The 6,724-nt window shown below is 48.3% G+C and carries 10 protein-coding genes and 1 pseudogene; 6 read left to right on the top strand and 5 right to left on the bottom strand.

Going from position 1 to position 6,724, the window contains the following annotated elements; translation table 11 throughout:
• The first annotated feature begins 64 nt into the window (after window positions 1-64).
• A complete protein-coding gene (gene cea / locus K0335_RS21815; protein ID WP_000447006.1) occupies window positions 65-1,633 on the top strand; it encodes a pore-forming bacteriocin colicin E1 in 1,569 nt (522 codons plus the stop codon).
• Here cea and K0335_RS21810 read toward each other — a convergent pair.
• Window positions 1,630-1,971 (bottom strand): colicin E1 immunity protein, encoded by a 342-nt coding sequence (locus K0335_RS21810; protein WP_000058760.1) that lies wholly within the window; start codon window positions 1,969-1,971, stop codon window positions 1,630-1,632. The two genes, cea and K0335_RS21810, sit on opposite strands and share 4 nt — an antisense overlap.
• A gap of 47 nt (window positions 1,972-2,018) precedes the next feature.
• Here K0335_RS21810 and K0335_RS21805 point away from each other — a divergent pair, with 47 nt between their 5' ends.
• Window positions 2,019-2,156, top strand: coding sequence for a colicin release lysis protein (locus K0335_RS21805; RefSeq protein ID WP_217823865.1), 138 nt, complete (start codon window positions 2,019-2,021; stop codon window positions 2,154-2,156).
• 198 nt (window positions 2,157-2,354) lie between these two features.
• Here K0335_RS21805 and K0335_RS22570 read toward each other — a convergent pair whose 3' ends face one another.
• Entirely contained in the window at window positions 2,355-2,513 is a 159-nt protein-coding gene (locus K0335_RS22570) for a replication initiation protein (RefSeq protein ID WP_071531517.1), read from the bottom strand.
• Between the two features lie 669 nt (window positions 2,514-3,182).
• Entirely contained in the window at window positions 3,183-3,374 is a 192-nt protein-coding gene (locus K0335_RS21800) for a Rop family plasmid primer RNA-binding protein (protein ID WP_000165985.1), read from the bottom strand.
• Between the two features lie 63 nt (window positions 3,375-3,437).
• Between K0335_RS21800 and K0335_RS21795 the strand changes: the two genes are divergently transcribed.
• The 4 genes and pseudogenes from K0335_RS21795 (at window position 3,438) to K0335_RS21780 (ending at window position 5,197) form a co-directional block, all read left to right on the top strand.
• Window positions 3,438-3,761 (top strand): MobC family plasmid mobilization relaxosome protein, encoded by a 324-nt coding sequence (locus K0335_RS21795; RefSeq protein WP_000955999.1) that lies wholly within the window; start codon window positions 3,438-3,440, stop codon window positions 3,759-3,761.
• Window positions 3,703-4,071 (top strand): annotated as a pseudogene (locus K0335_RS22755) (hypothetical protein); the annotation flags it as partial. The gene K0335_RS21795 and the pseudogene K0335_RS22755, both read left to right, overlap by 59 nt.
• Before the next feature lie 367 nt (window positions 4,072-4,438).
• Entirely contained in the window at window positions 4,439-4,957 is a 519-nt protein-coding gene (locus tag K0335_RS21785) for an MbeB family mobilization protein (RefSeq protein WP_219394129.1), read from the top strand.
• Window positions 4,958-4,963: 6 nt separating this feature from the next.
• Complete coding sequence (locus K0335_RS21780; RefSeq protein ID WP_000137445.1) at window positions 4,964-5,197, top strand: MbeD family mobilization/exclusion protein; 234 nt, start codon at window positions 4,964-4,966, stop codon at window positions 5,195-5,197.
• 317 nt (window positions 5,198-5,514) lie between these two features.
• Here K0335_RS21780 and K0335_RS21775 read toward each other — a convergent pair whose 3' ends face one another.
• Entirely contained in the window at window positions 5,515-5,934 is a 420-nt protein-coding gene (locus tag K0335_RS21775) for an Exc2 family lipoprotein (protein ID WP_001254967.1), read from the bottom strand.
• An 80-nt stretch (window positions 5,935-6,014) separates the two neighbouring features.
• Entirely contained in the window at window positions 6,015-6,452 is a 438-nt protein-coding gene (locus K0335_RS21770) for an entry exclusion protein 1 (RefSeq protein WP_219394127.1), read from the bottom strand.
• Between the last annotated feature and the right edge of the window lie 272 nt (window positions 6,453-6,724).

The raw sequence follows: 6,724 nt of genomic DNA, 5'->3' as shown, positions 1-6,724 counted from the left end.
CAGTGGTTATATGTACAGTATTTATTTTTAACTTATTGTTTTAAAAGTCAAAGAGGATTTTATAATGGAAACCGCGGTAGCGTACTATAAAGATGGTGTTCCTTATGATGATAAGGGACAGGTAATTATTACTCTTTTGAATGGTACTCCTGACGGGAGTGGCTCTGGCGGCGGAGGTGGAAAAGGAGGCAGTAAAAGTGAAAGTTCTGCAGCTATTCATGCAACTGCTAAATGGTCTACTGCTCAATTAAAGAAAACACAGGCAGAGCAGGCTGCCCGGGCAAAAGCTGCAGCGGAAGCACAGGCGAAAGCAAAGGCAAACAGGGATGCGCTGACTCAGCGCCTGAAGGATATCGTGAATGAGGCTCTTCGTCACAATGCCTCACGTACGCCTTCAGCAACAGAGCTTGCTCATGCTAATAATGCAGCTATGCAGGCGGAAGCAGAGCGTTTGCGCCTTGCGAAAGCAGAAGAAAAAGCCCGTAAAGAAGCGGAAGCAGCAGAAAAGGCTTTTCAGGAAGCAGAACAACGACGTAAAGAGATTGAACGGGAGAAGGCTGAAACAGAACGCCAGTTGAAACTGGCTGAAGCTGAAGAGAAACGACTGGCTGCATTGAGTGAAGAAGCTAAAGCTGTTGAGATCGCCCAAAAAAAACTTTCTGCTGCACAATCTGAAGTGGTGAAAATGGATGGAGAGATTAAGACTCTCAATTCTCGTTTAAGCTCCAGTATCCATGCCCGTGATGCAGAAATGAAAACGCTCGCTGGAAAACGAAATGAACTGGCTCAGGCATCCGCTAAATATAAAGAACTGGATGAGCTGGTCAAAAAACTATCACCAAGAGCCAATGATCCGCTTCAGAACCGTCCTTTTTTTGAAGCAACCAGACGACGGGTTGGGGCCGGTAAGATTAGAGAAGAAAAACAAAAACAGGTAACAGCATCAGAAACACGTATTAACCGGATAAATGCTGATATAACTCAGATCCAGAAGGCTATTTCTCAGGTCAGTAATAATCGTAATGCCGGTATCGCTCGTGTTCATGAAGCTGAAGAAAATTTGAAAAAAGCACAGAATAATCTCCTTAATTCACAGATTAAGGATGCTGTTGATGCAACAGTTAGCTTTTATCAAACGCTGACTGAAAAATATGGTGAAAAATATTCGAAAATGGCACAGGAACTTGCTGATAAGTCTAAAGGTAAGAAAATCGGCAATGTGAATGAAGCTCTCGCTGCTTTTGAAAAATACAAGGATGTTTTAAATAAGAAATTCAGCAAAGCCGATCGTGATGCTATTTTTAATGCGTTGGCATCGGTGAAGTATGATGACTGGGCTAAACATTTAGATCAGTTTGCCAAGTACTTGAAGATTACGGGGCATGTTTCTTTTGGATATGATGTGGTATCTGATATCCTAAAAATTAAGGATACAGGTGACTGGAAGCCACTATTTCTTACATTAGAGAAGAAAGCTGCAGATGCAGGGGTGAGTTATGTTGTTGCTTTACTTTTTAGCTTGCTTGCTGGAACTACATTAGGTATTTGGGGTATTGCTATTGTTACAGGAATTCTATGCTCCTATATTGATAAGAATAAACTTAATACTATAAATGAGGTGTTAGGGATTTAATTATTCTTTATTGATATAAAAAGTCCTAGCAATCCAAATGGGATTGCTAGGACCAAACAAAGTAGATTATATAGCATAAATAGGTTTAATTTTGCTACGGGGGCGTTATTTAGGTTTTTTCTTCTTTCGAAAAAATCTTTCTTTATGAAGTTAAAAGCTATGTATTCAATAGCATATTTTGAATATGGACATAGAATAGTGCTTATCACTATTGCATATAGCATCTTATCTGACACAAGGAAATAATACCCTTCGCTGTTTTTTGTTATAAGGTATATATATATAAGTGTGCAGTACAGGCCAAATAAAATATTTTTTATGTAGTATCTTAAGCTCATAAATTAAACCTCGCCATATATTCTTTTCATTTTATAAGGATCGAGTTATGAGGAAAAGATTTTTTGTGGGAATATTCGCGATAAACCTCCTTGTTGGATATCAGGCTAACTATATACGTGATGTTCAGGGAGGGACCATCGCACCATCCTCCTCTTCTAAACTGACGGGGATCGCGGTTCAGTAGAAAAGATCAAAGGATCTTCTTGAGATCCTTTTTTTCTGCGCGTAATCTGCTGCTTGCAAACAAAAAAACCACCGCTACCAACGGTGGTTTGTTTGCCGGATCAAGAGCTACCAACTCTTTTTCCGAAGGTAACTGGCTTCAGCAGAGCGCAGATACCAAATACTGTCCTTCTAGTGTAGCCGTAGTCGGGCCACTACTTCAAGAACTCTGTAGCACCGTTTGTGCCATCATCGCTCTGCTAATCCGGTTACCAGTGGCTGCTGCCAGTGGCGTTAAGGCGTGCCTTACCGGGTTGGACTCAAGACGATAGTTACCGGATAAGGCGCAGCGGTCGGGCTGAACGGGGGGTTCGTGCACACAGCCCAGCTTGGAGCGAACGACCTACACCGAACTGAGATACCAACAGCGTGAGCTATGAGAAAGCGCCACGCTTCCCGAAGGGAGAAAGGCGGACAGGTATCCGGTAAGCGGCAGGGTCGGAACAGGAGAGCGCACGAGGGAGCTTCCAGGGGGAAACGCCTGGTATCTTTATAGTCCTGTCGGGTTTCGCCACCTCTGACTTGAGCGTCTATTTTTGTGATGCTCGTCAGGGGGGCGGAGCCTATGGAAAAACGCCTGCTACGTGGCCTTCTTCCTGTTCCTGGTCTTTTGCTCACATGTTCTTTCCGGCCTTATCCCCTGATTCTGTGGATAACTGTGTTACCGTTTTTGTGTGAGTCAGTACCGCTCGCCGCAGTCGAACGACCGAGCGTAGCGAGTCAGTGAGCGAGGAAGCGGAAAAGCGCCTGGACGTGCATTTTCTCCTTACGCATCTGTGCGGCATTTCACACCCGGCATGGCGTACTTTTCATACAATCCGCACTGATGCCGCATGGTTAAGCCAGTATACACTCCGCTATCGCTACGTGACTGGGTCAGGGCTGCGCCCCGACACCCGCTAAAACCTGCTGACGCGCCCTGACGGGCTTGTCAGCTCCCGGCATCCGCTCACAGACAAGCTGTGACCGTCTCCGGGAGCTGCATGTGTCAGAGGTTTTCACCGTCATCCCCGAAACGTGCGAGGCAGCTGCGGTAAAGCTCATCGGCGTGGTCGTGAAGCGATTCACAAATATCGGCCTGTTCATCTGCGTCCAGTTCGTTGAGCTTCTCCAGCAGCGTTAATGTCTGGCTTCTGATAAAGCGGGCCATGTTAAGGGCGGTTTTTTCCTGTTTAGTCACTGATGCCTCCGTGTAAGGGGGATTTCTGTTCATGGGGTAATGATACCGATGAAACGCGAGAGGATGCTCACAATACGGGTTACTGATGATGAACATGCCCGGTTACTTGAACGCTGTGAGGGTAAACAACTGGCGGTATGGATGCGGCGGGTCTGCCTGGGGGAGCCGGTTGCCCGTTCCGGAAAACTGCCGACACTGGCACCGCCGTTACTGCGTCAGCTGGCCGCCATCGGAAATAACCTGAATCAGACAGCCCGTAAGGTGAACAGCGGGCAGTGGTCTTCCGGTGACCGGGTTCAGGTGGTGGCCGCACTGATGGCCATCGGGGATGAGCTGCGCCGGCTGCGTCTGGCCGTCAGGGAACAGGGGGCGCGGGATGATAGTTAAATTTCATGCCAGGGGAAAAGGTGGTGGCAGTGGTCCGGTTGATTACCTGCTGGGGAGGGAGCGTAACCGCGAAGGCGCAACGGTGCTTCAGGGTAATCCGGAAGAAGTCCGGGAACTCATCGATGCCACGCCATTTGCGAAGAAATACACGTCCGGTGTTCTGTCGTTCGCGGAGAAGGAGCTGCCGCCGGGAGGACGTGAAAAAGTGATGGCGAGCTTTGAGCGTGTACTGATGCCCGGTCTCGAAAAAAATCAGTACAGCATCCTGTGGGTGGAGCACCAGGACAAGGGACGGCTTGAGCTGAATTTTGTCATTCCGAACATGGAGCTACAGACCGGAAAACGCCTCCAGCCGTACTACGACCGCGCAGACAGGCCTAGAATTGATGCCTGGCAGACGCTGGTGAATCACCATTACGGGCTGCATGACCCGAACGCCCCGGAGAACCGCAGGACGCTGACACTCCCTGATAACCTGCCTGAAACGAAACAGGCGCTTGCTGAGGGCGTCACGCGAGGTATAGATGCACTTTACCATGCCGGAGAGATAAAAGGCCGTCAGGATGTGATTCAGGCGCTCACTGAGGCGGGGCTGGAAGTGGTCAGGGTGACGCGAAGCAGTATCAGCATTGCAGATCCGAACGGCGGGAAGAATATCAGGCTGAAAGGAGCATTTTATGAGCAATCTTTTGCAGACGGGCGCGGAGTTCGAGAAAAAGCTGAAAGAGAGAGCCGAATCTACAGAGAAAATGCTGAACAACGAGTTCAGGAGGCTCGGCGAATCTATAAGCGAGGCTGTGACATCAAACGAGACGAAAATCAGAGACGCTATAGCCCTGTTCACAGCCTCGACAGAGAAATCGCTGGAAAAACACCGGGAAGGGGTGAAAGAGGCGATGATGCAGCACAGGAGGGACGTGTTAAAGCTGGCAGGGAATACGGGCATGATGTTACTGGGGATAGTCTTTCTCCTGTTTACCGCGAGTGGCGGGACGCTCTGGTATCTTGGAGGGAGGATACAGGCGAACCTGGAAGAAATCAGGAAGCAGGAAGAGACATTGCAGAAACTGAACGCGAAGACATGGGGCGTGGAGTTTGTGCAGGACGGGAACAGGAAATTCCTTGTCCTTCCGTACGGGAAATCAGCGGAGGTGATTCCCTTTCAGGGGAAAGAGTGGGTACATCTGAAGGAGTGACACAGAGTGACAGAGCTGGAAACACATTTGCTGAACGCCTTAGAGCAGCTGCAACAGGACTATATGCAGCGGCTGAGCGAATGGGAGAGCGCCTTCGTGGAATTGCAGAAGATGTTTTCGCTTACGCAACGGGACAACGCGATGCTGAACGAGCGGGTCATGCAGTTGAGTCAGCAGGTGCAGCACTTGAGCGAGCAGACAGAACGCTTGAGCCAGTTATACAGCGAGAACTGGAGATAAGAGAGGAACGGCTGATACAGGAGCGCGAACATGTGTTATCCCTGGAACGGGAGCGTCAGCCGGAAATACAGGAACGCACGCTGGATGGCCCTTCGCTGGGATGGTGAAACCATGAAAAATGGCAGCTTCAGTGGATTAAGTGGGGGTAATGTGGCCTGTACCCTCTGGTTGCATAGGTATTCATACGGTTAAAATTTATCAGGCGCGATCGCGGCAGTTTTTCGGGTGGTTTGTTGCCATTTTTACCTGTCTGCTGCCGTGATCGCGCTGAACGCGTTTTAGCGGTGCGTACAATTAAGGGATTATGGTAAATCCACTTACTGTCTGCCCTCGTAGCCATCGAGATAAACCGCAGAAATCGTGTCAGCCAGCAGCCTGGATTTTTTCGGGGTAAGGTCTTTGCTGCGGTAATCAGTACCCGCAAATTGAGTTGTGCCCCGGAGTGAGTTTAAAAATTCCTGGCTGTGAAACTGCTGAATGCGTTGTTGCACATCACTCCGTGATTTTCCTGTCGCTTTATCTTTAGCTCCCATATCCCAGAACTGCCGAAAAAAAGGCACCATCATTCGTGTTGTGTCGGCTTTTTGGGTGGAAAAGTTGGGATCAAAACCGTCATCAGAAGCATATACGTAATGCCGGGTATGTTGTTCCACGCTGCCCTTTGGGGTACAGGCTGTGAGAGCTACTGTTGCTGTTATCATGGCGATAAGACAAAGTTTGTTTCCGGTACGTCTCATGAGTGTCTCCCTACCTTAAAGTATTTATTCTCGGTGAGTTATTATCCGAAGACTATTTTATCATCAGTCTCTGACAGCGTTCAGCGACCGAACAACCTGGACCAGAATCCCCGTTTCTTTTCCAGTTCCAGTGCCTGCCTGAGCTGGGCTATCTCATTTTGTAGCTGTTCCCGTTCTGCTTCCTGGCGTCTGCGATCCATATCCTGTGCCTGTTTATCCTCAAGCATCAGCGTCAGGCATTGTTTCAGCTCATTCAGCTCCCGGAGAATGCGTTCTGTCTGCTGAGCATGTGGATTTTCTGCATGTCCCTCACTGTGCCTTTCTGGTGTCTCATTCTGCTTTAATTCGCCGTATGCCCGGATCAGTTCACTGGTTTCAAACTCCCGTCGTCCGTCCCTGCCGGTACGGTAACTGACAAGGCCTGCGCGCATATCACGGTAAAACTGTGAACGCGATCTGCCTGTCATTTTTAGTGCGTCCCGGAGTGTGTGCCATGCCATAAAGTGACAGTGTCCCATAGATGTCTCATCTCATAGTTTCAGTAAAACATAATGAGGTCTGAGAACGGTAATGTTTGTGCTGGTTTTTGTGGCATCGGGCGAGAATAGCGCGTGGTGTGAAAGACTGTTTTTTTGATCGTTTTCACAAAAATGGAAGTCCACAGTCTTGACAGGGAAAATGCAGCGGCGTAGCTTTTATGCTGTATATAAAACCAGTGGTTATATGTACAGTATTTATTTTTAACTTATTGTTTTAAAAGTCAAAGAGGATTTTATAATGGAAACCGCGG

It is taken from the genome of Escherichia sp. GZ89, from assembly GCF_019366485.1.
In the GTDB taxonomy this organism is placed as follows: domain Bacteria; phylum Pseudomonadota; class Gammaproteobacteria; order Enterobacterales; family Enterobacteriaceae; genus Escherichia; species Escherichia fergusonii.
Note: the sequence above shows the minus strand (reverse complement) of the source record. Positions and strands in the feature narration are given on the sequence as shown.

Bases quoted from the DNA above. Each gene is read 5' to 3' on its own strand.
- K0335_RS21805 (WP_217823865.1), top strand. From the start codon at position 2,019: ATGAGGAAAAGATTTTTTGTGGGAATATTCGCGATAAACCTCCTTGTT.
- K0335_RS21785 (WP_219394129.1), top strand. From the start codon at position 4,439: ATGAGCAATCTTTTGCAGACGGGCGCGGAGTTCGAGAAAAAGCTGAAA.
- K0335_RS21810 (WP_000058760.1), bottom strand. From the start codon at position 1,971: ATGAGCTTAAGATACTACATAAAAAATATTTTATTTGGCCTGTACTGC.
- K0335_RS21770 (WP_219394127.1), bottom strand. From the start codon at position 6,452: ATGGGACACTGTCACTTTATGGCATGGCACACACTCCGGGACGCACTA.
- cea (WP_000447006.1), top strand. From the start codon at position 65: ATGGAAACCGCGGTAGCGTACTATAAAGATGGTGTTCCTTATGATGAT.
- K0335_RS21775 (WP_001254967.1), bottom strand. From the start codon at position 5,934: ATGAGACGTACCGGAAACAAACTTTGTCTTATCGCCATGATAACAGCA.
- K0335_RS21795 (WP_000955999.1), top strand. From the start codon at position 3,438: ATGCTCACAATACGGGTTACTGATGATGAACATGCCCGGTTACTTGAA.